Origin of the sequence: Paenibacillus sp. FSL P4-0081 (assembly GCF_000758565.1) — a bacterium.
Classification (GTDB): Bacteria; Bacillota; Bacilli; order Paenibacillales; family Paenibacillaceae; genus Paenibacillus_AQ; species Paenibacillus_AQ phytohabitans.
In genome coordinates this window covers 2,139,662-2,164,859 of record NZ_CP009280.1, presented here as the reverse complement: position 1 = coordinate 2,164,859, position 25,198 = coordinate 2,139,662, and the positions used below count along the sequence as shown (strand labels likewise).

General features: G+C 52.3%; 17 protein-coding genes and 1 pseudogene. 5 read left to right on the top strand and 13 right to left on the bottom strand.

Annotation, left to right across the window (positions count from 1 at the left end; all coding sequences use genetic code 11):
* Positions 1-110: 110 nt before the first annotated feature.
* The 4 genes from P40081_RS09215 to P40081_RS09200 all read right to left on the bottom strand — a co-directional run bounded on the left by P40081_RS09215 (position 111) and on the right by P40081_RS09200 (position 6,078).
* On the bottom strand, positions 111-2,477 hold the full coding sequence (locus P40081_RS09215) for a helix-turn-helix domain-containing protein (protein WP_042134946.1): 2,367 nt from the start codon (positions 2,475-2,477) through the stop codon (positions 111-113).
* Positions 2,478-2,566: 89 nt separating this feature from the next.
* Positions 2,567-4,174, bottom strand: a complete 1,608-nt coding sequence (locus P40081_RS09210) for an extracellular solute-binding protein (protein WP_042134944.1) — start codon at positions 4,172-4,174, stop codon at positions 2,567-2,569.
* Between the two features lie 34 nt (positions 4,175-4,208).
* Positions 4,209-5,093: a carbohydrate ABC transporter permease gene (locus P40081_RS09205; protein WP_039306771.1), complete on the bottom strand. Its 885-nt coding sequence runs from the start codon at positions 5,091-5,093 to the stop codon at positions 4,209-4,211.
* A gap of 16 nt (positions 5,094-5,109) precedes the next feature.
* Positions 5,110-6,078 (bottom strand): ABC transporter permease, encoded by a 969-nt coding sequence (locus tag P40081_RS09200; RefSeq protein WP_039306775.1) that lies wholly within the window; start codon positions 6,076-6,078, stop codon positions 5,110-5,112.
* Positions 6,079-6,322: 244 nt separating this feature from the next.
* On the opposite strand from P40081_RS09200, the gene P40081_RS09195 reads away from it, so the two are divergent.
* The gene (locus tag P40081_RS09195; RefSeq protein ID WP_042134942.1) at positions 6,323-8,311 is read left to right on the top strand and encodes a beta-galactosidase; all 1,989 of its coding nucleotides are present in this window, start codon (positions 6,323-6,325) and stop codon (positions 8,309-8,311) included.
* Positions 8,312-8,811: 500 nt separating this feature from the next.
* Here P40081_RS09195 and P40081_RS39740 read toward each other — a convergent pair whose 3' ends face one another.
* On the bottom strand, positions 8,812-9,927 hold the full coding sequence (locus tag P40081_RS39740) for a methyl-accepting chemotaxis protein (RefSeq protein ID WP_052421735.1): 1,116 nt from the start codon (positions 9,925-9,927) through the stop codon (positions 8,812-8,814).
* Positions 9,928-9,944: 17 nt separating this feature from the next.
* On the bottom strand, positions 9,945-10,976 hold the full coding sequence (locus P40081_RS09185; protein ID WP_042134940.1) for an FIST signal transduction protein: 1,032 nt from the start codon (positions 10,974-10,976) through the stop codon (positions 9,945-9,947).
* 297 nt (positions 10,977-11,273) lie between these two features.
* Here P40081_RS09185 and P40081_RS09180 point away from each other — a divergent pair, with 297 nt between their 5' ends.
* Positions 11,274-11,459 carry a hypothetical protein gene (locus tag P40081_RS09180; protein ID WP_042134938.1) on the top strand — a complete coding sequence of 62 codons (186 nt, stop codon included), beginning with the start codon at positions 11,274-11,276 and terminating at the stop codon, positions 11,457-11,459.
* 1,133 nt (positions 11,460-12,592) lie between these two features.
* Here the strand turns inward: P40081_RS09180 and P40081_RS37370 are convergent.
* From P40081_RS37370 to licT, 5 genes and pseudogenes are all read right to left on the bottom strand, one after another.
* Positions 12,593-12,724: pseudogene (locus tag P40081_RS37370) on the bottom strand (ABC transporter permease subunit); the annotation flags it as partial.
* A gap of 189 nt (positions 12,725-12,913) precedes the next feature.
* Entirely contained in the window at positions 12,914-14,173 is a 1,260-nt protein-coding gene (gene tyrS, locus P40081_RS09175; protein ID WP_039306839.1) for a tyrosine--tRNA ligase, read from the bottom strand.
* Between the two features lie 426 nt (positions 14,174-14,599).
* Positions 14,600-16,054 carry a 6-phospho-beta-glucosidase gene (gene ascB / locus P40081_RS09170; RefSeq protein WP_042134936.1) on the bottom strand — a complete coding sequence of 485 codons (1,455 nt, stop codon included), beginning with the start codon at positions 16,052-16,054 and terminating at the stop codon, positions 14,600-14,602.
* A 568-nt stretch (positions 16,055-16,622) separates the two neighbouring features.
* Positions 16,623-18,530: a beta-glucoside-specific PTS transporter subunit IIABC gene (locus P40081_RS09165; RefSeq protein ID WP_042134934.1), complete on the bottom strand. Its 1,908-nt coding sequence runs from the start codon at positions 18,528-18,530 to the stop codon at positions 16,623-16,625.
* Between the two features lie 129 nt (positions 18,531-18,659).
* Positions 18,660-19,493 carry a BglG family transcription antiterminator LicT gene (gene licT / locus P40081_RS09160; RefSeq protein ID WP_042134932.1) on the bottom strand — a complete coding sequence of 278 codons (834 nt, stop codon included), beginning with the start codon at positions 19,491-19,493 and terminating at the stop codon, positions 18,660-18,662.
* 346 nt (positions 19,494-19,839) lie between these two features.
* Between licT and P40081_RS09155 the strand changes: the two genes are divergently transcribed.
* On the top strand, positions 19,840-20,694 hold the full coding sequence (locus P40081_RS09155; RefSeq protein WP_042134931.1) for a CPBP family intramembrane glutamic endopeptidase: 855 nt from the start codon (positions 19,840-19,842) through the stop codon (positions 20,692-20,694).
* A 67-nt stretch (positions 20,695-20,761) separates the two neighbouring features.
* Here the strand turns inward: P40081_RS09155 and P40081_RS09150 are convergent, their stop codons facing one another.
* Both P40081_RS09150 and P40081_RS09145 read right to left on the bottom strand, forming a co-directional pair.
* Positions 20,762-21,871: a M14 family zinc carboxypeptidase gene (locus P40081_RS09150; RefSeq protein ID WP_052421734.1), complete on the bottom strand. Its 1,110-nt coding sequence runs from the start codon at positions 21,869-21,871 to the stop codon at positions 20,762-20,764.
* Between the two features lie 19 nt (positions 21,872-21,890).
* Positions 21,891-22,097 carry a DUF2278 family protein gene (locus P40081_RS09145; protein WP_042134929.1) on the bottom strand — a complete coding sequence of 69 codons (207 nt, stop codon included), beginning with the start codon at positions 22,095-22,097 and terminating at the stop codon, positions 21,891-21,893.
* 424 nt (positions 22,098-22,521) lie between these two features.
* Between P40081_RS09145 and P40081_RS09140 the strand changes: the two genes are divergently transcribed.
* Positions 22,522-24,390 (top strand): S8 family peptidase, encoded by a 1,869-nt coding sequence (locus tag P40081_RS09140; protein ID WP_042134927.1) that lies wholly within the window; start codon positions 22,522-22,524, stop codon positions 24,388-24,390.
* A 203-nt stretch (positions 24,391-24,593) separates the two neighbouring features.
* On the top strand, positions 24,594-25,175 hold the full coding sequence (locus tag P40081_RS09135) for an LOG family protein (RefSeq protein ID WP_042134926.1): 582 nt from the start codon (positions 24,594-24,596) through the stop codon (positions 25,173-25,175).
* The last annotated feature ends 23 nt before the right edge of the window (positions 25,176-25,198 follow it).

The window sequence follows — 25,198 nt, the reverse complement described above, 5'->3', positions numbered from 1 at the left end:
CAAAACGGTCATCTCCTTATGTGACATCACCGATCACAGAGACTAATGATCCGAGCCGGAGAAAGCTGCTTATTCGTGTACGGCAAATGAGAAGCCCTTTGGTACCTGTCTCACCTGATTCCGTTCTCCTTCTCCCCTTCATGCCGGCTCAGTTCACGGTAGCGTGTCGGAGTGATGTCCTCCTGTTTTTTGAATATCCGGTTAAAATAGCTCTGCTGATAGCCGACCTGCTGGGCGACATCGTTCATTTTCAGATCCGTATCGCGCAGCAGCTCCTTAGCTTTGTCCAGCCGCAGCTCTGTTAAATAATCAATAAAATTAATTCCGGTTACCCGTTTAAAGGACTTGCTGAGCAGAAAAGGGCTGGTTCCCGTATAATCCGCACAGCTGTCCAGCGAAATATTGTCCATATAATGCTGCTGAATGTACAGCATGGCCTGTTCAACCGTCCGCCGGATGCCGGCGTCCGAACGTTCGCACAGCTCCTTCAGGAAGGGGGCCACCACATGCCCGCGGAACCACGAGAGGATCAGGCCCGGCTCATGAATCTGTGACAGGCTTGCATACAGGTTCTTGCCCTTGAACAGCTGATTCGGGGCAATCCCTGCCTCAAGCACCGCATGCAGGATCGCGCCGAGCAGATGCAGCATTCCCTGCTGCACGTCAATGACCTTCGCGCCGCCCTCGGACAGCGTCTTCAGGAACTCCTCCAGCAGCCGGTCCGCCTCTTCCGCTTCGCCGGTACGCAGCGCCTGAATCAGGCCGCGCTCCAGCGCGAACGAATACTGCGGCAGCTGCGTGCCTTGCCCTTCCCGTTCCAGCTGCTCCAGGCTGATCACCTGGTTCCCGCCTCCATATCTGCGGTGACTGGCTGCCTGCTTCGCCGCTTCGAACGAGCGCGGAATGCCGGAGATGCTGTTCACCTCTGCACTGTACGCTACAGTTGCCTGCAGCTTAAGCATCCGGTTAATCGTGGCTGCCAGTTCCTCACCGAAAGCCTGAACCCGCTCCGGCTCCGGGCCGCTCCCCTGCTCAATCAGCAGAATGCCCGACGTAAGATCATGCAGATTAACGGTCTCAGCCCGCCCGAAATGCTCAGCAGCCAGTTCGCCGATAATGTTCACCGCCGCGAAGGACACCAGGCTCTCGTCACCGCTGCGGAACTTGGCCTCCAGGCTGGAGATTCCTGTAAGCTGAATATACAGCACCACAAAAACGCAATTGTCCACTTCCCACTTGTACTGCTTCATCCGGCTCAGCAGATCCTGTTCGGAATAAGCATACAGATAACCCTGGAACAATTGATGCAGAAAGCTCTGCTGCACGTGCGGAAGCTGCTCCGAAAGCGTGTATTGGAGGGCATGCCGCTGCCCGTGAAGATTCTGCCAGTGCCGCTCAATCAGCGTCATCTCGTCCACCCGGCCCCCGGAGGCCGCATGCTCGGGAAGCAGCGTCTGAAGCAGGCGGCGGACAGGCGAGTAGATTTTGCGGGAAGCAATCCAGGAGAGGACTGCCGCAAGCAGCAGCGCGCACAAGCTGACCAGGATGATCATCCGGGATAACCCCACCACCGGTGAAGTCACACTGGATATCGGAGAAGCCGACACATACATCCATTCATTCGCAATCCGGGAGAAATCGCCGTAGGTCACCGCGAAAGTAACTCCGTCCCAGTCATACAGGAACGATGTGCTGTCTTTACTGCCTCTGTCTGCTATCGCCTTCTGCAGCGCAGTAACAAACGGTGTGGCTGCATCGATCCCGTTCCCGGAGATGAACAGGCCCCCGGACTTTTGCTGCATGAATACTTCCCCCGTGTTGTACGGGGTCATGGTCCGCAGCATGGCGGATACCTTCTCTGTGTCCATCCGCAGCAGCAGTGCCCCGAAGGGCTCCAGGCTTCCGCCGGGAATATGATGCACCAGTGTCAGCTCCTTCTGCTCCGGCTTGGCCGGATCAAACGCCCATTCCGTCCAATAGGTGCTGCGCTCCTGCTCCAGCAGCTTCCCGTACACTGCATCTTCTTCGGGCGCCAGTGTCCCGTATTCCGTGCCGAACAGCACCGGCTGATCGCCCGCCAGGTACAGCTCCACCTGCCGCGCCATCGAATTCGAGCCCTGCATGACCACCAGGGTTTTGGTAATATCCCAGGCCCGTTCATGATTCAGGGTGAAATCCATGTTGCTTAGGCTGTAGTCGAACTTCGGCTCGAACGCCCAGTGGGCCAGCATCAGCTCCAGATTGGACAGCTGGTCATTAATGTTGTCCGCACGCTGCTCGATCTGGCGGTTATGCATACCCAGCAGCTCCTTCTCCAGATTGCCCCCTGCCATAAAGTACACCAGAGACCCGATGATCAGGCCGGGGATAGACGAAACGATCAGCACAATAATGAGATTATTGCGGTAATACCGGCCCTTCCGGCCGGTACGCCCCCCTGTATATCCCTTTCGTTCCCCTGCCGTTCCATTCTCCATATCATTCACCAGCCGAATCCATAGTTTAGAGTTGCAGCCTTACGGCTATAACGGGTATAAACCGGCTGGTGCCTGGAGCAGTGCCGGACTTACTTGCCCGTCTTCGAGTACAGTTCGTTCATTTCATTCACAAGCTCGTCCCCGCCTGTCTTCCGCCATACCTCAAAAGCTGACTTCAAGCCTGCTTCGTCAATCTGGCCGACAATGAACTTAATGCGCGCATCATTGATTACATTATCCAGCTGCGAGCCTTTTTGCGTATATACTGCAGAGATCAGCGCTTCGGCAGGATTGGTCACAATCGTCGCTTCATTAGCCTTCTGTACCTCTGTCTGCTTCAGCCGCAGGGCAGTCTGCTTCACCAGCTTCGCCTTGTCCTCCGGAATGAACGGCAGCATCTGGTTGAGACCTTCCACTTCCGATTCCAGCAGAACCGTATCGCCTGAGCGTTCAATATATCCGTCCACCAGATTATAATGGACACCTTCAATTCCGTAGTTCAGCATCGTCTGCAGATCCTCTTCGTTGAGCCGGTCCAGGAAGGTCAGCACCTGCTTCAGCTCTGCTTCAGTCTTGACCGACGACTTCGGTATAGCCAGCATGCCGGAGAAACCGGAAGTCGGAAGGGTATGCAGTGCTCCGTCCGTTCCTGTCACACCGCCGATGACATCCATATAATGACGGTCAGGCTCATCCGTGCCTTCCTTCTGGAGTGCAGCATGAATCTTGTCATCGAGCCGTGCCCCGTTGTCCACCACATCGACAATGACACCGGCCTTGTTGTTGACCACCGGATCATTCCACTTCGAGCTGTCCATCACCGCGAAGTCGGAGTTGATCAGCTGCTCATCATACAGCTTTTTCATAAACTTAAGCGCTTCCAAGTACTGCGGATATTCATGCTCAGGAACCAGCTTGCCATCCTGTACGCCCCATTTGTTCGGGGAACCGAACCACAGCTTGATTGTATCGAAGCCGCTGGCCCATCCGCCGGTCCACTTCACCAGCACCATGCCGTAGGTATCCGCCTGACCGTTGCCGTCAGGGTCCTGTTCTTTGAACGCTTTTAGCATATTGTAGAAATCATCCACGGTCTGCGGAGCTTCAAGCCCCAGCTTCTCCAGCCAGTCCTTGCGGAAAACCACGCCGTTGCGGCCCAGCGCCCGTCCTCTGTAGATTCCATAGTTCTTGCCGTCGATGGCTGAGTTGCTCAGAATAACTTCCTTCGCTCCGCTCAGATTCGGATAATCCTTCAGGTACGGACCTACCTCCCAGAAAGCGCCCGATCTTGCCGCATTCACGAAACTTGAGGCTTTGACATCGCCCACATAGATAATGTCAGGCAGCTTGCCGGAAGCCAGCGTGATATTAAATTTGTCGGTATAGGAAGCGTTCGGCACCCATTCGAAATGGATCTTGGTGTTCGTCAGCTCCTCGAGCTTAGCGGCAACCGGACTGCCGTCCTTCGGATAATTCGTTTTGAAAATCGGCAGCATCAGCGTCAGATCCAGCGGTTCTGCAGCTTCAGCTCCGCCAGGCGCATTTCCTTCACTTGAGGCAGATTCCTTCTGCCCTGCAGCATTATTCTCCTTATTGCCGGCACAGCCGGTGAATACACTTAAAATCATAATAGCAGCTAGTAACATAAACAACCATCGTTTCAAATGTATGGAACCTTCTTTACGCGCAATCTTCATTACTTAGCCTCCCTTTGTATGTTGGCATACCCTTTTACCCTTTAACCGAACCGAGCATCACCCCTTTGGCAAAGTGTTTTTGCAGAAACGGATAGACGCACATAATCGGCAGTGTGCCGACCACGATAACTGCCATTTTGATCGACTGCTCAGGCGGCTGTACGAAATTCGGGTCCATCGAGCTGAGATCACCAGCTGCCGACTGGGACAGCATAACGATCTGGCGCAGCATCACCTGCAGCGGCCACTTGGACGGATCATTAATGTAGAGCAGCGCCGAGAAGAAGTTATTCCAATGCCCGACCGCATAAAAGAGAGTGAACGTCGCCAGCACGGGCTTGGAGAGCGGCAGTACGATTTTCCACAGCAGCCCCAGCTCGGTACAGCCGTCGATGCGGGCTGCCTCCTCAATCTCGACCGGAAGCTCCTGGAAGAAGTTTTTGACGATAATCAGATTGAAGGCGCTGATCGCACCCGGAAGAATTAACGCATTCAGCGTATCCAGCAGCTGCAGCTCGCGGATCACCAGATAGGTGGGAATCATCCCGCCCCCGAACAGCATGGTGAAAATAACCAGATTGAGGATTACATTGCGGCCCATCAGATAACGTTTGGCCATCGGATACGCCATGGTTACTGTGAAAAACAGATTGACCGCCGTACCGATCACCGTCACATACAGCGATACCCCGATACTTCTTACAATGGTATCCGTGGAGAAAATGAACCGGTAGGCATCAAACGAGATCGTAGTCGGAATCAGAAAGACAGCGCGTTTCGTAATTTCCGCCTCGGTTGCGAATGAACCGGAGACCACGAACAGAAACGGCAGGATTGCGGCAATTCCGATAACTCCCAATACAAAATAATTAAATACGTCAAACGTAATCTCTCCGGGGCTCTTATAATGTTTAGCCACGCACACAGCCTCCCTCTCAATAAAGTCCCGATTCGCCCGATTTCTTGGCGAGCCAGTTGGTGCCGAGCACCAGTACAACCCCTATCACCGATTTGAACAGTCCGACTGCGGTGCTGTAGCTGAACGCCCCCTGTGTGATCCCTAGTGCATATACGTAGGTATCAAACACCTCGGCCACCTCACGGTTCAGCGCATTCATCATCAGATAAATCTGCTCAAACCCATTATCCAGAATGGTTCCCATCCGCAGAATCAGCAGAATGACAATGGTGCTGCGGATCGCCGGCAGCGTAATATGCCAGGTCTGGCGCCAGCGGCTGGCCCCGTCCACTACGGCTGCTTCATATTGCTCAACATCAACACCGGCCAGCGCCGCCAGGAAGATAATCGTCCCCCAGCCGCATTCCTTCCAGATGGTCTGCAGGATGATCAGCGGGCGGAACCAGTCGGGGCTGGCCAGGAAATCGATCTTGCTCCCGGTCACGGAGTACAGGAATTCGTTGACAGCACCGCCCTGTGTAGTCAGGAATACATACGATATACTGGCGACGATGACCATGGATATGAAATGCGGTACATAAATCATCGTCTGAATCGTCCTTTTATAGAAGGACAGCCGGACTTCATTCAGCAGCAGGGCAAGTATGATCGGGGCCGGAAAAAAGAACACCAGATTATACAGCGACAACACGAGTGTATTGCGCAGCAGCATGAAGAAGTCAGGATTCTGGAAAAACGTGCGGAAATGCTCAAGACCGACCCAATCACTTTTCCAGAAGCCCAGAAAGGGCTGATAATCTTTAAACGCGAGCAGCACTCCCCACATGGGTACATATTTAAATACGAGAAAATACAGGAGTCCCGGGGTCAGCAGGATGTAGAGCCATTTGTCCCGCTTCAGACGTCTGAAGCGCAGCTCCCGCCTGCTGCGGTAGGTTGCAGCAGCATGTATATCTGCTGTCCCTATTGCCGCTCCTTGCTTCATTACATTCACCTCCACATAGATAAGCAGCCTTGCGTTGCCGTGCCTTGGCTGCGCTTCCTATTATGGTTTCAGCAGATTTTTCCGGCAATCGGACTTTTTGGACAGGGGCCTGTCCTGCCCTGATCCGCTCCGCTACAATAAAGTGCAAAGCCGGCAAAACTTTACTATTGCCTGCTGCACGGGGGGCAACTATGATGCCGGGAGACCAAAACGCTCATAATGGGCTCCCCGGGAGGTAAAGCAAGTGAATCATAAGCTATATTACGGCGCTGCATGGTACCCCGAGCTCTGGGGGGAAGCTGAACGGAAGCATGACCTTCAGCTTATGAATAAAACCGGCATCAATCTCGTCCGGATGGGTGAGTTCATCTGGTCGGAGCTGGAGCCGGAGGAAGGCTCCATTGATATCCGGCCCTTCGCTGAGCATATCCGGCAGCTGCATGCCTACGGCATCGACACCATAATGTGCACCCCGACGGCCACTCCGCCGGTCTGGCTGACACACGGGCACCCGGAACGCCTGGTCATCAGGGCGGACGGGGCGGTTATGGGCCATGGGTCCAGGCAGCATGTCTGCACGAATCACCCTTATTTCCGGCAGCGGGCTGCGATAATCACCGAACAGCTGGCAAAAGAGCTGGGGCAGCTGCCGGGTCTGGTCGCCTGGCAGCTCGATAATGAACTCAAGGCACATGTGTCAGAATGCATGTGCGGGACCTGCAAGTCACTATGGCATGAGTGGCTGAAGAGCCGCTACGGCAATATCGGGAAGCTGAATGAAGCCTGGGGAACGGGAGTCTGGAGCCAGACCTATCAGCAATTTGATCAGGTGCCGCAGCCGGTGGCTACTCCCTTCCTGCATAACTCATCTCTTGTAACCCTGTACCGCCTGTTTCAGATGGAGACAACCGCCGGATTCGCGGCTGAGCAGGCAGCGGTTCTCCGCCGCTATTCGCCAGCTCCCATAACCCATAACAGCAGCGTCGCTTTCCACGTGGACAATGAACAGCTGTTCCGGGAGCTCGATTTCGCCTCGTACGACACTTACGCCTCCCAGACCAATAAGCACGCCTATCTGCTGAACTGTGATCTGTGGCGTAATATTAAGCCAGAGCGGGACTTCTGGCTGCTGGAGACCAGCCCGGCCTATGCCGGTTCGCTCATGAGCTACGGCGAACCCCATCCGGACGGCTATCTCACCGCTGAGGCTGTGTCTGCCTATGCGTTGGGGGCAGGAGCCTTCTGCTATTGGCTGTGGCGGCAGCAGCGCACCGGCAGCGAGCAGACGCACAGCTCTATCATCAGCGCCTGGGGGCAGCCTGCGCTCGGCTATGACAATGTGCGGGAAGCCTCCGCAGCGCGTCTGCTGATCGAGCCGCACCTGCTGGCTACCCGGCCGGTGCAGGCCGAGGTCGCAATTACCTACTCGGACCGGACCAAGGCGTACCTGGCGACGGAGCCGCACCGGAAGCTAAGCTACCGCTCCCTGCTGGGGGACTACTACAAGCGGGTACTCGATATGGGCATACACCGTGACCTGCTGCCCGAAGGCGGAGAGCTTAGCGGCTACAAGCTGCTGTTCACCCCTTTTGTACATTATCTGTCACCGGAATATATGCAGAAGGCTCTCAGCTTTGCAGAGGCTGGCGGCATCTGGATCGCCGGTCCGCTGAGCGGAGGCCGCACGGCCGACCATACCCTGCATACCGATGCTGCACTGGGCGGGTTGGAGCGCATCGCCGGGGTAATCACCAGATATGTCTACCCGATGGAGGGAACGGGCAGCATTGGCGAGGCCTTCGGCATCTCCGCGCCGCTGTCCCTGTGGAGTGCGGTATTCGAGCCGTTGCCGGGCGGTGCAACCGTGACCGGCAGGATCACGGCAGGCCGGACGCCGGGCCTGGCCTTCCTGACCGAGCAGCCCTATGGCCGCGGAGCCATCGTAATGCTCGGCTCCCTGCCCTCCGGAGAAGCGGGGGACAAGCTGCTGTGCGCGCTGATCGATCATTATGCAGCCCGGGCCGGTGTGACTCTGCGGAGCGATGTCACCGCGGGGACGGTTGTCTGTCCAAGACACGGAGCGTCCGGTGAACTATGGACGATCGTGAACATGGACGGACTCGGAGGCAGTGTAACCCTGCCGCGGGGCGGACAGGATGTGCTGAGCGATGAGCACGTGCCAGCCGGTCCGCTGATGGTCGGTGCTTACGGCTACAGACTTATTGCGTTGTAGGCAAGGGCGCCAAGCGGGCGGGGGAGAATTCATCCGGGCTGGAGCTGCTCCTATCTGAGACCGGCAGTAAGCAACAGAGTTTACTGCCACTCCTCAGCCTCCTCAGCCTCCTCAGGCCCAGGCCCTAATCGCACATCAGCTGCTCTGGCGGACTCACAATCCGCTAATCGGGCCCATCAGGCTGAATTGCGGGATAAGCGGACTCAGATTCAGTTAATGGGCCAGCTGGCCATCATTTTGGGCACGAATGAACAGGATAGGTGATTCTCAGTCCGCTTCGGCCTCAATATTAGGGTTTTCCGGGAAATAAGCGCTTTTCAGTCCACTTCACTCTGCTGACGACCACTTGCTCCAGCACACTGTACCTTATCTTCGCAATCCTCTGCCCGATAACCAAAAAGGCCAGCCAGAAGGTTCTGGCTGACCTAATCATACGAAAGACTACACCACAGCATACCCTCTGCCGGGTGTAGTCTTTTTTATCGGATACCTGCTTCTGCTTATACGCCCATCTTCTGTGCTTCATCAAGCTGCTGCAGCTGCTCTATCTGGTGCAGATGATTAAGCAGCTGCTGATAGTGATCGGCTTTTTTCTGGACGGTAAGCACCATCTTCTGGAACTGCCCTGCATCCTGTCCCGATTTCTCCAGAATGCGCAGGAGATCGCCATTGATCTGCTCCACATCCTCCATGCTGCTCTCCTGCGACTCCTGAATCTTCTCCAGATGCTGGAACACCTCTTCCTCCGCCTCCACGATCTCGTTCATATATACCGTGGACTGGCTGATCTTCGCATTCGTCTCTGTCATCGCTGTTGTCCCGTCACCGGACTTGCTGTGTAGCTGCTCCATCACCTGGGTCATCCCCGAAAGGGAGCCCATGATCTCCTTCACATGACTGCGCGTGCTGTCGGCCAGCTTGCGGATTTCTGTGGCAACCACCGAGAAGCCCCGTCCGTGCTCTCCGGCCCGCGCCGCCTCGATCGCTGCATTCAGCGACAACAGATTCGTCTGCTCAGCAATATCCGTAATGATCTTCGCCAGCTGCTCGATGCTCCGGAAATGCCCCCGCAGGTCCTCATTCAAGGTGACAAATTCAGTAAATACCGCCGAAGCCTTCTGCATTTCAGCCGAGATCTGGATATTGGACTCTTTGGCGAATTCAATTTTATTGGAGGAAAAAGAGAGGCTGCCATACATTTCATTGATGAGATCTTCGGTCTGCCCGCTGTTGGTCTTCAGATGCTCCAGCAGCTGCTGGGTCCCGCCGATCTGGCTGATCAGCTCACCGCTGCCCGCCCGTAAAGCCGCAAACTCCTCTACCAGCTGTGCCTCTTCCTTGAGAATCTCGTCAGTTTCGCGGCGGATCTGTCCTGCCAGGGTATAGGCGTGCATCCCATAGGATTCAGTGGCCGAAGCGGGGGCAGCGTCAGCTATCCCGCCAGTATTCTCTGGAGGCTCAGGAGCATTTGCCGCTGTTCCAGCTGTCTTTAGCGTCCCGGCTGATTGTCCGGAGCTGTCCGTTTTTTCAAGAACGGCTAGTGTATTATGACTTTGAACACCTCCGGCAGAGGTGCTTTTGCCCCATGAAGTGCGTAATCTGGTTATCCACTGCATAATCAATCTACTCTCCCTTATTCAACCAGCAGCAGAATCATGGTCTGGTTGGCATGCTTTTTATAATATTGCTCTCCGTAGCTGATGAAACCTGTAGTGTTGCCGCAGAATCCGAGCATCGTCCTGTCGAAATCCGCCCACAGACCGTCCCGGATGAAGAGCTGATCCCGCAGCGTACAGTTAATGTTGAGCACAAAGGATGGCTTGTACGGGCTCCCGCCCAGCGTCTCCTCCAGCACAGCAAGCGGATCTGCCGCGCTCAGCACCTCCACATAAGTACTAGACATAACCTGGCTGTAAAACGTGACAGAGCCATCCGGGTTAATTGTCATCGGTGAGGCGATGATCAGATCGTCTTCGTATCTTTTGCCCAGCGGGCTGCTCAGGAAATGCTCTTCCAGGTCCGCCTCCGGGATACCAAGCACGCGCGCGTATTCTTCCGCAGCAGGACGTCCGTTGAAGGAATACACCGTTCTGCCGAACACATCGGCTTCTGTCACCAGCAGCGTTGTCCCGGTGGGAACATAAATATTCTCTTTAACCAGTGCGGTACGGCCCGGCATATTGAAAAAAATTCCCAGGTTCCGCACCCGGCGGCTTCCTATGTAAATATAAGTCTCTCCATGCTCATCATCCGCTGCACTTCCCCCGATAATCTTGAATTCCGGGGCAATGAAAAACAGCGAGGAGAGGAGCGTCTCCTCCATCGCGCCTGTACCGTCACATAGCAGCAGCAGAAAGGCATTAGCGTTGCCTTGGACTTTGTGATATGAGGCACGTAGTATATTGCCGCTAAGCACGGGCGGATGCAGGATCTCCACAATATCGGCTATCCCTGATTCGTATTCGAACCCTGTGACTACGCCGCTGCGGTAGCCCTGCGGAGTATATTCGCCTTTGGTCGAGCACAATACCGCCCGGGAGGGTGCATACCGGGACAATTCGCTGACTGCCGCAGCGGAAGCGAACAGCACCAAGCCTCTGCTGCTATCGAGTTGTTCCAGATACCGCCTGGCTTCGCCCGGTGTGTTAAAAGATAAAGCTTTCATTATGTATATCAACCTTCCTTCGCGGGATCTCTCCCTGCAAACGTTACTGAAAAATTAAGCTTTAATTTTCAATACTTCTTATGGTAAAACCAGAACCGGGCCTACTGTCTGTGAATAATGTCGCAATTCCATCGGCAAAGCCTTATTTCCGGCGCAAAAATACTGCTTTCACGGGTGACTAAGGTTGAGCCGCTCACAGAAAGGCTGTATCATGAACATACTGTAGATACGATTGAACGATGGATACGATGCCCAGAGCCGGGCATCACATTAGTAATAGAAAGGAAGTGTGAGACCATGACTTATTCACAGCGTTCCAGTCACCCTGCTGCCGCATCGGACTACACCTATCTGGAATACCAGATCGAATTAGCTGCAGAAAAATTGGCGGTGGTATTAAAGGCGCAAGACGAAGCCCGGGCAGAGGCTATCCGCGAGAAAATTGCCAAACTCGAAGACGAGCTGGCGCTGCTTGAGGATTAAACCTGATTACATCTGATTACGCCGATTACACCTGATTACACCTGATTACACCTGATTACACCTGACTAAGCCTGACTAAGCCGATTATTTTAGTACCGTCACTTCTCGATTCTATCTCTAACAATAGATCATGTGATAATGATTATCAATGACAAAAAGATGTAGATTCCAGCAGCGCCGCAGTAGGCACCTGATTTCTCAAGCAAACCGATAGTCATTCGGTGCCGGGCTTCTGGCTGCTGCGGGGAATATGGGGTTGTTCTGGGTGTGCTAGGGTGTGATGGGTAGGTGCTGGGTACGCTGGGTGAGTGCGGGATGGGTGCTGGGTATGCTGGGTGAGTGCGGGATGGGTGCTGGGTGAGTGCTGGGTAGGTGCTGGGTGGGTGCTGGGCGTTGTGTGTGTTGGGCGTTGTGTGTGTTGGGCGTTGTGTGTGTTGGGCGTTGTGTGTGTTGGGCGTTTTGTGTGTTGGGCGTTTTGTGTGTGCTGAGTGCTGGGTGCGTGCTGAGCGTTGTGTGTGCTGGGCGTTTTGTGTGTTGGGCGTTTTGTGTGTGCTGAGTGCTGGGTGCGTGCTGAGCGTTGTGTGTGCTGGGCGTTGTGTGTGTTGGGCGTTTTGTGTGTGCTGAGTGCTGGGGGCGTGCTGAGCGTTATTCCGAGCGTTCTGCCCGGCAGCGAATGAGTTTTTGAGCAAAGATTACACTTTACAGCCTTGTCCAGGCAGAAATGTTGTACGTATTACAACTCTGCCCCCTAGTTTCCAAGGAGTTTGAGGAGATTGTTGTATGAAATACAACAATTGTCAGGCTAAGCCGCCGGAAAGAAAGGAAATGTTGCATTTCATACAACAATTCTCAATTTGAGGCAGACATAGGAAGAAAATGTTGTATTTTGTGCAGGATTCTCGCCCAGCAGGCACTGTCCGCCCGGCGAGTCCAACCAATTATCCCCACAAGAGCGGGGCTTTTGCTCGCTGACTACCTCGCTCCCTACCACGCTGATAATTGATCACCTCACTCACTACCACCCTGACTACTGGTTACCTCCTCCTTACCACGCTGACCACTAATTACTTGCCCACTACCGCACTGACTACTAGTTACCTCCTCCCTGCCACGCTGACTACTGTTTGACTACTGTCGAACCCTACCTCCATCACCCGTCCCATAGCAAGAATCAGCATGATGACGATGGTCGGGCTGATCCCTGGCAGTGTGATGTTGCGGATCTGCTTCCATTTGCCCGCCCCGTCCATACTCGCCACTTCATACTCCCTATCACGCTGACAACTCAGGTACTTTGCAGGCACCCTAAAACAAATAAATCACCTTATAAAAAAGAGGCTATCCCCGTCATTGCTGACACAGCGGGATAGCCTCTTATGATTTACCTATTTACCTTTTTACCTATTTACCTATTTACCTGTTTACCTAAGGACTTCCCAGCCAGCAGCTAGGGCTTAGCCCAATTTCACCAGGCTGTAGTTTTTCTTGCCTTTGCGGACGATGATGAATTTGCCGCCGATGGCAAGCTCAGCGGTAATCTCTGTCTCCAGCTCGTTGACACGTTCGCCGTTAATGGAGATTGCACCTTTGGTAATATCCTCACGCGCCTGGCGTTTGGATGGCTCAATGCCCAGGTCGACCAGCCAGTCGACAATGTTCTTCGACTCCTTAGTGGCGGTGAAGGTCGGCATTTCCTTGAAGCCTTCTTCGATTTCATCGGCAGTCAGGGAGCTGATATCCCCGCTAAACAGCGCTGCGCTGATGCGTTTAGCCTGCTCCAGCAGCTCTTCGCTGTGGACGAAGCGGGTCATTTCCTCGGCAAGTGTTTTTTGGGCCTCGCGTTTATGCGGCTCCGTCGCCACCTTCTCGGCAAGCGCCTCAATTTCCTCCTTGCTCAGGAAGGTGAAGTATTTCAGGTATTTCACCACGTCGCGGTCATCGGTGTTCGCCCAGAACTGGTAGAACTCGTAAGGTGTGGTCTGCTTCGGATCCAGCCAGATGGCGCCGCCGGCGGATTTGCCGAACTTGGTACCGTCTGCCTTGAGCATCAGCGGGATGGTCAGGCCGAAGGCTTTGGCTTCGTTGCCTTCTTTTTTACGGATCAGATCCAGGCCGCTGGTGATATTGCCCCACTGGTCCGAACCGCCGATCTGCAGCTGCACATCCTCATGCTGGTACAGATGCAGGTAATCCATGGACTGCAGGATCTGGTAGGAGAACTCGGTGAACGAGATTCCGCTGTCCAGGCGGCTGGAGACTACGTCCTTGGCCAGCATCGTATTGATGCTGAAGTTCTTGCCGATGTCGCGCAGGAATTCGATGACGTTCATGTCCTTGGTCCAGTCGTAGTTGTTAACCATCCGCACCTGATTGTCGCCTTCAGTAATGAACAGCTTCTTCATCTGGGCCGTCAGCGCATCCACATTCTCCTGTACCTGCTCCAGCGTCTGCAGGGAGCGCTCGCTCTGGCGTCCGCTCGGATCACCAATCGTTCCGGTAGCCCCGCCGATCAGAATGACCGGACGGTGTCCTGCCAGCTGGAAGCGTCTAAGCATCATAAAAGGAATCAGGTGGCCGATATGCATAGTGTTGCCTGTAGGGTCCACGCCGCAGTACAGCGATACAGCCTTACTATTCGTTAATTCACGCAGCCCGTCCGCATCTGTCTGCTGGTTAATGGCGTCGCGCCACAGCAACTCGTCGATAATGTTCAACATGTACAGCCCCTTTGGTTTGTTTTGTGTGTAATTGGTATGCATTGAAAAACAGCCAGCTTACCGGGTAACTCTGCAATTCCCGAATTTGGGCAACAAAAAATCGCCCCTTGTCTATATAGACACAGGGACGATTATCATTAACCGTGTTACCACCCAAATTGCACAGACATCACATTCAAACATGTCCGTACCACTCTTCCGCGAGTTATCGTTCGCTTAGCTCCGCTTGGCATTACCCAAGATACTCCCGAGGTGTAATTCGCAGTCCATTGTATATACCGGGTTCCATCAACCCCCGGCTTTCTGGGAACAGGGACAAGTCTGCTACTGGCTCGTTCAACGTATACCAACTATAAGATTACAGAAAGTATAGCCGCTTCTAAAATCGTTGTCAATGCAGAGGCAGCACCAGCCAGGAACTGCCTACTCCAAATCCGCTCCATTGCTGGCAATTGCCTTCTGGTACCAGTAGAAGCTCTTCTTCTTCTTCCGGTCAAGCGTTCCGTTTCCGTCATCGTCCTGGTCCACATAGATCACGCCGTAACGCTTGGACATCTCCGAAGTCGACGCGCTGATAATATCAATCGCCCCCCAGGCGGTGTAGCCCATGACTTCGACTCCGTCCAGAACCGCTTCCTTGACCTGAGTGATATGCTTGCGCAAATAATCGATCCGGTAATCATCCTGGATGGAACCATCCTCTTCGACCTTATCCTTTGCACCCAGCCCGTTCTCCACCACAAACAGCGGAAGCTGGTAACGGTCGTACAGCTCTTTGAGCACAATCCGCAGGCCAATCGGGTCCAGCTGCCAGCCCCATTCGGTAATCTTCAGGTTCGGATTCTTCACGGTGCTGAACAGATTGCCGCCGGTAACACCATATTTCTCAGGAGTAACTGTGGAAATAAGCGACGTATAGTAGCTGAAGGAAATGAAGTCCACCGTGTTCTCACGCAGCAGCTGCTCATCGCCATGTTCAGTCACAAGCTGAATATGATTGTCGGCAAAATAACGCTTCATGAACGGAGGATAGCTTCCCCGCGCCTGCACATCGGTATGCATCAGGTTGAGCTGATTATCGATCTGGGCCTGCAGCACATCCTCCGGATCACTGGTCGCCGGATAATGGATCATACGCGCGAGCATGCAGCCGATGCGGAATTCCGGATTAATCTCCCGCCCTTTGCGGGTCGCGAGGCTGCTGGCGACGAATTGATGATGCAGCGCCTGATAGGACGCCTCGCGGATGTTATCCACCGTATCCTCTACTACCCCGCCGCCGGTAAACGGCTCGATGATGGTAGTATTGATCTCATTGAACGTCAGCCAATATTTCACTTTGTCGCGGTATCTGGTCATGACAGTCTCAGCATATTTCTCATAAAACGCAATCACCGCGCGGTTCTTCCAGCCCCCGTAATTCAGCACCAGCGACATCGGCATCTCATAGTGGGAGAGGGTGACGAGCGGTTCAATACCATATTTGCGCATCTCGTCGAACATGTCATCATAGAACTGCAGGCCTTTCTCGTTAGGCTCGGCATCGTCCCCATTCGGGAAGATCCGTGACCAGTTGATCGACATGCGGAACACTTTGAAGCCCAGCTCGCCGAACAAGGCGATATCCTCTTTGAACCGGTGATAGAAATCAATCCCATACCGTTTCGGGTAGCCTTCCGCTGAGGCATGCTGCATTCCGCGCTCGATCGTTTCACTGGTGACGTGCATCAGCTCTTTGAGGTTGGTGTAATCTTTTTTCTTGTAGTATGGCACCATATCTGCCGTGGACAATCCTTTACCGTCTGCGTCAAAAGCGCCCTCTGCCTGGTTAGCGGCGATTGCTCCGCCCCATAGGAATCCATGTGGAAAAGTGGTCATTTTGTCATCTCCTCATTTTTTGAAAATCGAATGCTAAAAGGCGGGCCGTAACTGCGGGAAAGTTTGGACTTTCGGCCGCTGTTGTCTCCAGATGTTCTGAATTGTACCGCTATTAGCGGATAACATCCGGAGACAAAGGCGGACGCTATCGCTCCTACAGTTCCAAACTTCCCTCCGTTACTAATAGCCTTTTGTTTGGATGAAGCGGATTCGGAGGTGACAAAATTCTAAGCCAACCCGATCGCTTCGTTCCGAAATCACTAAGCTCAAACTCAGGCTAAAACCGGAGCTGGCGCCTGGAAATAACTCAGGCTAAGCTCAACATTGAAGACCAAAAACTAAGATCCAAATTAAAGACCAAAAACTAAGACAAAAATCAAAGACCAAAAACTAAGACCAAAAACTAAGACAAAAAACTAAGACAAAAAACTAAGACAAAAAACTAAACCCAAAAACTAAGACCAAAAACTAAAACCGAAAACTAAAACCAAAATCGAAAGTCCAAATCGAAGATCCAAGCTAATTCCCATAAAAGACCGAAGATGCGACCAAAGCTAAACCGGCAACCTTACAGCTCAGCCTTCAGCACCGGCTCACCGAAAGCAACCTCGCCCAGCTTAAGCGGCAGAATCTGCTTGTAATCGGCCGTATTAGTCACGACCATAGCGGTCGTAATATCATAATTCTGGGCAATTTGCGCCAGATCGAAGGTAAGCAGCTTGTCGCCGGCCTGAATCGGATCGCCGGCCTGCACATGCGCTTCGAAGAATTGGCCGCGCAGCTTCACGGTGTTGATCCCGACGTGGATCAGGAGTTCCATGCCGTCAGTGTTGCGGATAACCATAGCATGCTTGGTTTTGAAGACATTCATTACGGTACCGCTGACTGGAGATACGAGCTCGCCGACCGTAGGGACGAAGGCTATGCCTTTACCCATCAGCTCATCGCCGAAGGTAGGATCATTGACTTCTTTTAACGGAATTGCCTTGCCAGTCATTGGGGCATAAGCTGTGCTGTCTGCGGTAGCGGATGCCGGTTCTACCTCAACCTCTACCGGTGCGGGAGCTGCCGGGGTCACATCTGCCGGTTTAGCGGCGATACTGCCGGAAATCTGCTCCGCATCATCAGCCTCTTCCTGGAAGCCAAGTAACACTGTAACAACCGCCGCAACTACAAAGGCAATGACCATCCCGCCGAAAGCGTACCAGAAGGTCTGTCCAACCAATCCCGGCAGACCCGGGATACCGCCGTTACCAGCCAGGGCGTATGCCTTGGCGCCGAACGCCAGCGCGAAGCCGCCGCCTGCCGCACTACCAATCATCGCCGCGATGAACGGCTTTTTGTATTTCATATTGACACCGTACATGGCCGGCTCAGTAACACCCATAAGTGCGGTGAAGCTGGTGGACAGGGCAACGGATTTCAGTTTCTTGTCTTTAGCCCGGAAGAATACGCCCAGAGTAGCGCCCGCCTGACCCATATTGGAGATGAAGGTCAGCGGCAGGAACTTATCGAAGCCGAGTGTAGCCAGGTTGCTGATAATAACCGGGACCAGTGCGTAGTGCATACCCGTCATAACAATCAGGGACATCGCCCCGCCAAGCACGATCCCGGAGATCAGGCCGCCTTCATTCAGCAGCCAGTTAATGCCGCCGGACAATCCGTCTCCGACGAAGGTTCCCAGAGGTCCAATCGCAATCAGCGTGACCGGAACCATCACCAGGAGGGAGATCAGCGGAACGAGCAGCAGCTTGAGAGAGGGTATGATGAAGCGGTCCACTGTTTTTTCCACATAAGAAAGAATCCAGATTGCGAGCAGAATCGGAATTACGGAAGATCCGTAGGAGACCGCTGTTACCGGAATACTGAGGAAGGATACGGGGTTACCGCTGGACAATAGTGCGCCCATATCCGGATACATCAGCGCCGCGCCGACACCAACTGCTATATACGGGTTACTGCCGAATTTACGCGCTGCGCTGAAGGAGATCAGCATCGGCAGGAAGTAGAATACGCCATCGCCAATCGCAGACAGAATACGGTACGTGTCTGTTCCCGCTGACAGCCATTCCAGGGTCACGAATAGAGCGAGCAGCCCCTTCAGGATACCGGCAGCCGTGATTGCGGGCAGCATCGGTGCGAATACACCGGCGATTGTCTCAAAAATCTTCAGAATTACATTCTGTTTCTTCCCGTCCGCCTGCTTATTTCCTTCCGCTGTCTGCTTGAGCGCCGGGTACTCTTTAACCATTTCGTCGTATACCTTAGGCACATCATTGCCGATAATGACCTGGAATTGCTCGCCCGAGATGTTGGTGCCCATTACCATATCCAGCTTTTTGAGCGCGGCCTGATCCGCTTTATTGTTGTCCTTCAGCTCGAAGCGCAGACGCGTTACACAGTGGTACACCGACTTCACATTGGATACTCCGCCCACCGACTTGACGATTTGCTGTGCTGTTTCCTGATGTTTCATTCGTCTTTCCCCCTAAATTGTAGGTCATAAAATCTAATAAAAAAACCCGAATGAACACGTGCATACGTAAAGAAGTGCATGCCGGTTTTCATTCGGGTTTTGCCTGATTGAACAGTAACAAGCCCCTTGTTATTTGGTTTTCATCAGCCTCTCCAGATGCAGTGTCAGATAGAGCTGCTCGGAATGGGTCATGACGTACTCGTAGTTCTTCAGGATAAAAGATTCAATCTTACGGATGCATTTGAAGGTGTCCGGATAATTCTTCTTAACCACCTTGTACAAATACTCCTCGGTATCGTCATGGCTGGTATGGGTGATGACCCGCTGGCAAAAATATTTGAGATGCGTAATGAATCTGAAATAGTTGACGCTGTCCTCGTCCAAATCCACGCCAAAATGATATTTGATAATGTTCATAATCTCCTGCAGCAGCTGCATCAGATGCGTCACATCGTTCATCGAATCATTGACTTCGGCATTGATGAAATGCAGCGCGATATTGCAGATCTCATCCTTGGGAAAATCGATCCCCAGCCGCTCCCGCAGAATCGTCAGCGCTTCCTTCGCAACATCGTACTCGGCTTTGTAGAAATGCTGTACCTCCCAGGATAAAGGGTTGCGGACAATCTGCTCCCGCTCCATCCGCTGCACAGCGAAATGGATATGATCCGACAGTGATACATAAATCCCGTCACTGATCTGCTTATTCAGCTGCATGCGCGCCAGACTTACAATATCATCTGTCACCTGCAGGATTTCAACCGGCATTTCCGTAACAATCGCCTTGAAGCGCTCATAGATGGAGGAATCCTGAAGGCGGAAGACTTTCTCAATCCGTGCCTCGTCAATGGGGTCCCCTGCCCGGAACTGGAAACCGATACCCCGGCCGAGGATAAGCAGCTCCTGATCCTTGTCATCTACGGTGCTGACGATATTATTGTTGAAAATCTGTTTGATTATCACTTTCAGCCCACCTGCTTTTGAGGAATAAAAAAGGGCAAAACAACAACGGAAACGAATCAATCATTCCCATTGTGGTTTTGCCCGCATTACCGGTAACAAGCCTCGGAAACAATTTAACATAAGCTGAAAACGGTGTCAACCGTCAGTATCAGAAATCAGCTTTGCTAATTATGCCCATAGCAGCGCACTTTTTATGACTGGCAGGATTATGGCAGTGCAGCGGTGTGACTTCAATACTTCTGTGACTGTTGTGACTTCTGTGACAGTGAATCCTTTTCATAGCCAATATAGTAATAGTGAGGGATTTACTGGTAAATATTTCTTCATCCAAAGGAGTGTAACTTAGGTGCAGCTTAAGACAGGGGAACATGCAGGGATTTTTACAGGAAAACGTATTTCAGCCAGGTTTATCGTTGGCCTTATTATTCTGGAGATTATTTTCGCGATGACAGTGAACCTCCTTTTCTTTGAAAAGGGGACCTTCGATGACATTAACCGGCTGACCCACGGGTGGATAAATGCCACGTTATGCGCGGGGCTGCTCGGTCTCATGGTAATTGTCATTATTTATTTATGGGCAATGGTCCGGATTCCGCTGCGGGATCTGGGACTGAGACGGGAGAAGCTGCTGGCCGGATGCCTATGGACATTTGTGTTCTGGCTGGCTGTCAATGTAATGAGTGCCTGCATCAATCTCATAACCGGTACAGCACTTACATGGAATCAGGACCTTGCCGACTTTCCAAATCTGTTTCTGGGCGCTTTGCTCGGGCAATTGTTCGGCAATGCCTTGCTGGAAGAGATCATCTTCCGCGGCTTCCTTTTTGTGCAGATCCATCATTGGTTGTCTGGAACGGGTAAGCCTTCTTCCCGCATAGTTAAGGCGCTGCTCATCTCGCAAACGGTCTTCGCCCTCATGCATATCCCGAACCGGATTTACGGCGGACTTAGCGGAATGGAATTTGTGTATGATTTTATCCAGCTGGTTATTCTCGGGATGCTGTTTGCACTCCTCTATGTCCTGACCCGGAATCTGTTCATCGTAGTCGGCGTCCACTCGCTGCTGAATGTGAATCTGGTGATCTGGACTAACAGCTACGCCACAACGGCTTCGCTTACCTGTATGGGCTTTGCTATCGGAATTCTTCTGCTGCTGCGGAGAAAGAAGGTACATAACCGGAAATCCGTAATACATTATTGACGGTTTAACTGTAAAAAAAGCAAGACCCTGTTTGCGGACTGAGCCGCAGGGTCTTGCTTAATGGGTTCTAATCACCCGGGCGAACAGGCTCTAGTGCATTTATCTGGGATACCGCGTAAGTCAGCTCTGTCAACGCAGAACTTAAATCAGCAATGATAAGCTGCATCTCCTCATAAGGAGGGACAAACGTGGTACCGAATTCAAAGGTGTAGCTGTAAATCTTAGGCTTGGAAGGGTCGCTTAAATGACGGCTGTAGGCATAATCCTGTGTCGTTCTGCTGGTATAATACAACTGGGCTGACTCTTCAACCTTGTAGGATTTGCCCCGTACGGCTTGTAAAGCTCCGTTCATCCGGTTCCCTAGATCATACTCCAGCTTCTCATCCTGCGGCGCAATGTATTCTTTGTAGCGGTCCCTCATAAACTCAGTAGTTCCACGCATTCCGTCATACTGATGATTCAAGAAATTCTGGCCGGGGTCAGTGGTTTGGTTATTATCATTTCCCCAGTTGTACATAATTTTCTCTCCAAAGCTGTGAATATCCACATAAAAACGGATTTGATTGTACGTATCCAGAAGATACTTGATATTTTGCGATTCCGGCTCGGAGAATGGGGCTGGACCAAGGTAAATCAGACTGTTTTTATCTGCTGAGGTACCGATTGTACTCCCCCACAAGAAATCAAAATTCCGGTTCAAATCAACGCCCATCGGTCTCCCGTTCTCATCAGGCCGGCGGTTCTTCCGCCACCAGAAGCCATTACCCGCCAGCTGATCATTCAATGAATCTTGCTCATGGTTTTCCTGACAATACACCTTGCCATCAGGATTAACCTCCGGAAAGATAATCAGGTCCACAGATTCCAGCGCCTGCTTAATTTGTTCATAAGTAAAGCTTTTGTTCCCATACTGGATGGGCTGTCTGCTTGTATAGGCTTGGGTGAGCTTGGTTAACAAGTTAATGCAAATGTCAGAACCACCCCACTCGCGCGCATGCACATTGCCTGTAATCAGAATGACCGGTTTCATTCTGGCTTGTTGTGGAGCGGCACTGAGCTTAACGGCACGGCATATCCGCCCCTCCCACGTCCGGTTGGGAAGAGTGATCAGCGAGCCCAGCCCCGGGTTTTGCCGGCTAAGCTGCAGCAATGTGTTATCGATTTCGTCCACAGTCATATAACCGCCCCGCACCGACTCAGCTGTGAAATTGGCGGCATTTATCTCTGACCAGGTATAACAGCTCTGAAGGCTGCTCTCTGGATTGAACGTTGATGGCTAATTTGTATTCTCTGCCGTCAGCCTTGACTACTGCATGATAATGCGGGGTGCTGTCACCTGTGGGTGGTGCAGGTATTCCTCTGATGATCTTTCCTTTTAACACTCCGTATGGATTAAGCGGCATAATAATCGCTCCTTTTTAGTGTGTAGTTTGTGTTGTATGTGCTTGCTTCAACCGCTCAAGTGCCCATTTGGTTATGGACATATCCTGCTCAAGCAGCAGCTTAGCCTCTTTGAACAGAGTAATGAATTGTTGATGCTTACTGTTTATATTTTCTCTGGTACCTCCAAAAAGGAATGGAGCTATTATGTGAAAACGTTCACTCAACGATACTTGCTTTTATTTACATATTTGTTTGTTTGTCATTATCTACTTATGTATTTAATCAGAATGACCGTGTATAAAGGGCCATAATTTTCATGCTGTACTCATCACACCCCTTATGACGTCTCTGCTTGAATATAATGGATTTTATAAAAATTCAAATTAGTGAAAGTATATGGACGTTGTATTTTCCAGCACACTAGCCAGCTAAAGGAGACATGACATGAAACTCAAAGAAACCACGAATGAAATCCCCGCTAACCTTGATCCAAGACTGCAGCGGGTCATTGCTTTCAATCAAAGTGAACACAAAGAGGCTCATCCGCATTTGTTCAACGCAGAATCAGCGGAGACAGCGGATGCCCGTGAAATCGCGGTTATCGCCAAGGTAAAGGATATTGAGGCGTGGAAAAATCTGTCCGGAGTCCGGCAAATTGCCGACCTGGGCAGCGTGCCTGAGGAGCAGGAGAATGTACGGCTCGTCACCGCCCGGATTGCCGCAGACCAAATTGAGCAGATCCGCAAATCACCGGCCGTAATGAGCTTGAAGGCATCACAATTGTTAAAGCCCCAGCTCTTTAAGACCATTGAAGAAACTAAAGCCCGGGCGGATTTGCTGAATCAAAATACTAAAAGCAACGGCGGGAAAGGTATCGTCATCGGGATTGTGGATGATGGATGTGACTTTACCCATAAGAACTTCATCCATTCAGACGGGACAAGCCGTATTCTTAGCTACTGGGATCAGACGCTTCCTGATTCCAGTAATAGCGAGTTTGGATACGGCAAGGTCTTTTCACAAGCGCAATTAAGCCGTGCTCTGCAAACAGATGCTCCGTTCGCGGCGTTACACCTTCCTGACCCTAAAGATGATATTGAAGATTGGCACGGAACCCACGTTATGGATACTGCTGCGGGCAACGGTAACGGAACCAATACACCCGGTCCTGCCCCTCAGGCAGATATCGTATTTGTGCAATTGAATGCCGAGGATGTTCCATGGTCGGGACCGGACGCGGTAAAAGGAGATTTTGGGAGTTCGGCGCATCTGCTGGAGGCTCTGCAATACATCTATAAGCTCGCCGGAAACCGGCCGTGTGTCACCAATATAAGCCTGGGCACCAATGGCGGACCGCATGACGGCACTTCTCTGGTTGAGGTAGGATTCGATACACTCCTTACTGCTGCTAACAATCGGGCCATCGTATTGGCCGCCAGCAACTCTTATACCCATGGTATACACGCCAGTGGCATAATCCGCCAGAATGAGCTGAAGGATCTCCGCTGGATCGTGGAACAGTCAGACCGTACCTCTAATGAAATCGAACTTTGGTACGATGCAGCAGATGAATTCTCCTGCCAGTTAATTACTCCGGATGGGGAGAACCTCGGTGAGGTTAAGCTCGGCACGACTCACCAGGCGGTCGGGAACCGGAATGAAATCCTGATCTTCATCTCCCACCGGAAACAAGATCCGAACAACGGTGACAACGTCATCAATATCTTCATGGAGAGAGGTTTACCGGCCGGTGCATGGACACTTAGACTGCGCGGAGAGAATATCCGGTCGGGGAAATATCATGCCTGGATTGAACGGGATGATTTTGGCCAGTCCCATTTTGAAAAACCACTGGATAATACCCATACCCTCGGTTCAATCTGCTGCGGCAAAAAAACAATCGTTGTCGGTTCATACAGCGCCAAAGAAGCAGGCACACCACTTTCCTTCTTCTCCAGCGCCGGCCCGACACGGGACGGAAGACAAAAGCCCGAGATCAGCGCACCTGGAGGAAATGAAACCCAAGATGAACCTGTGAAATTCAAAGTTATGGCCGCTAAATCGGGATCAATAGATGGTGTTACTCCTATGATGGGCACCAGCATGGCGGCCCCGGCAGTAACCGGCATTATTGCCCTGATGCTCGCAGAAGCGTTGGCCCACGGCATTTCCTTATCCAGTGAAGAAATTCACGAGATTCTCCGCAAATCCGCAAGACCTATGTCGGGCAGCTGGCATGACCGTTATGGCTTTGGACGCATCGATGCTGCTAAAGCCGTACAATTAGTCGCCGAATTAACGCCCGTCCATTAAGCTCATCCGCAAGGGGGCCAACAACTTCTGTTGGCTCCTGTTGTACATAAGACTCTTATGTAAATTGAATGTAATCCAGAGTTTAAACATTAAGTATATCCTTCTACCACACGACATCGTGTGGTATCTTTGATGTAGATACAGGTGCAATATCATACATGAAGCTATTTCTAGATACTTAGGCAAAGGAGAGTCAGCATAATATGAAGAGTATCGCTGTTTTTTGCGGTTCGAATGACGGCGCTTCGCCCGTATACAAAGAGTATGCTGTTGCTCTGGGCAAAGAGCTGGCTGCACGGGGCATCACGCTGATCTATGGCGGAGCTACTGTCGGCTTAATGGGCGCTATTGCAGATAGCGTCATGCAGGCGGGGGGACGCGTGATCGGGGTTCTGCCCCATTTTCTCAAGAAAAGAGAAATCGAGCATACCCGTCTGACCGAACTGATTATGGTGGACTCCATGCACGAACGGAAGCTGAAGATGTCTGAGCTTGCCGATGGATTCATTGCCATGCCGGGCGGGCCGGGCACGATGGAGGAGTATTTCGAGATCTTCACGTGGGCGCAGCTCGGTCTGCACCAGAAGCCCTGCGGGCTGCTGAACGTCAACGGTTATTACGATCCGCTGATTGCCCTGTTCGGCAACATGGTCCAGGAGAAGTTCATGCAGGAGAAACAGCATTCCATCATGCTGAACGATACGACTGCGGAGGGAATTCTGCAGCAACTCGCTGATTATACCCCGCCTCCGGTGAAGAAATATCTTACGGATGAGCGGACTTGATGGACACATAGTGTTATTGAGCA

What these genes read in the sequence shown, in the direction of transcription:
- P40081_RS09215 (WP_042134946.1), bottom strand. Translation starts at nt 2,477, where the DNA reads ATGGAGAATGGAACGGCAGGGGAACGAAAGGGATATACAGGGGGGCGT.
- P40081_RS09210 (WP_042134944.1), bottom strand. Translation starts at nt 4,174, where the DNA reads ATGAAGATTGCGCGTAAAGAAGGTTCCATACATTTGAAACGATGGTTG.
- P40081_RS09200 (WP_039306775.1), bottom strand. Translation starts at nt 6,078, where the DNA reads ATGAAGCAAGGAGCGGCAATAGGGACAGCAGATATACATGCTGCTGCA.
- P40081_RS39740 (WP_052421735.1), bottom strand. Translation starts at nt 9,927, where the DNA reads ATGCAGTGGATAACCAGATTACGCACTTCATGGGGCAAAAGCACCTCT.
- P40081_RS09185 (WP_042134940.1), bottom strand. Translation starts at nt 10,976, where the DNA reads ATGAAAGCTTTATCTTTTAACACACCGGGCGAAGCCAGGCGGTATCTG.
- P40081_RS09180 (WP_042134938.1), top strand. Translation starts at nt 11,274, where the DNA reads ATGACTTATTCACAGCGTTCCAGTCACCCTGCTGCCGCATCGGACTAC.
- ascB (WP_042134936.1), bottom strand. Translation starts at nt 16,054, where the DNA reads ATGACCACTTTTCCACATGGATTCCTATGGGGCGGAGCAATCGCCGCT.
- P40081_RS09165 (WP_042134934.1), bottom strand. Translation starts at nt 18,530, where the DNA reads ATGAAACATCAGGAAACAGCACAGCAAATCGTCAAGTCGGTGGGCGGA.
- P40081_RS09150 (WP_052421734.1), bottom strand. Translation starts at nt 21,871, where the DNA reads ATGACTGTGGACGAAATCGATAACACATTGCTGCAGCTTAGCCGGCAA.
- P40081_RS09145 (WP_042134929.1), bottom strand. Translation starts at nt 22,097, where the DNA reads ATGCCGCTTAATCCATACGGAGTGTTAAAAGGAAAGATCATCAGAGGA.
- P40081_RS09140 (WP_042134927.1), top strand. Translation starts at nt 22,522, where the DNA reads ATGAAACTCAAAGAAACCACGAATGAAATCCCCGCTAACCTTGATCCA.
- P40081_RS09135 (WP_042134926.1), top strand. Translation starts at nt 24,594, where the DNA reads ATGAAGAGTATCGCTGTTTTTTGCGGTTCGAATGACGGCGCTTCGCCC.